Origin of the sequence: Faecalitalea cylindroides ATCC 27803, assembly GCF_000469305.1 — a bacterium.
Classification (GTDB): Bacteria; Bacillota_I; Bacilli_A; order Erysipelotrichales; family Erysipelotrichaceae; genus Faecalitalea; species Faecalitalea cylindroides.
This window is the reverse complement of the sequence record NZ_KI271003.1, coordinates 1-677: the sequence shown is the minus strand read 5'-3', so window position 1 is coordinate 677 and position 677 is coordinate 1. Positions and strand designations below refer to the sequence as shown.

The 677-nt window shown below is 41.7% G+C and carries 1 protein-coding gene; it reads left to right on the top strand.

Features of this window, described 5'->3' with window-relative positions:
* On the top strand, positions 1-672 hold a 672-nt coding region (locus HMPREF0367_RS05435), incomplete at its 5' end, for a phosphoglucosamine mutase (protein ID WP_035401997.1).
* Between the last annotated feature and the right edge of the window lie 5 nt (positions 673-677).

The following is a 677-nucleotide window of genomic DNA, read 5'->3' as shown; positions in this document are numbered from 1 at the left end:
TTACAGCGCATGATGCGTGAGAACGATTTTGATCTGGGACTGGCATTTGATGGGGATGCCGATCGATTGATCGCAGTGGATCCGGATGGAAATCTAGTGGATGGTGACTATATCCTGTATATCTGCTCAAAATATATGAAAGAAAAGAACACATTGAACAAGAACATGTGTGTGACAACGGTCATGGCAAATCTAGGATTATATAAAGCCTTGGATGCCAATAAGATCGACTATATCAAGACGGATGTAGGAGATAAATATGTCTTTGAAGAGATGCAGAAAAATGACTACTACCTTGGTGGAGAACAGAGCGGACATATCATATTCTATGAACATGCAGTCACTGGAGATGGTCTGTTGACAGCTTTGAAACTGCTGGAGATCATGAAGAATACAGGAAAGTCAGTCAAGGAATTAAGCGAAGGGTTGTTCATCTATCCGCAGTTGTTGAAGAATGTAAAGGTAAATGATAAGACCAGGGCCTTGAATGACAAGGCACTCAAAGAAGTGGTTGATGATGTTGCCAAAGAACTTGGCGATGAAGGTAGGATCTTAGTAAGACCTAGTGGAACGGAACCGTTGATTCGAGTAATGGTGGAAGCCAAGACGGATGAGCTATGTGCCCAGTATGTTGATCGAGTTGTTGAGTTTGTTGAAAAGAATAATTACTAGGAGGA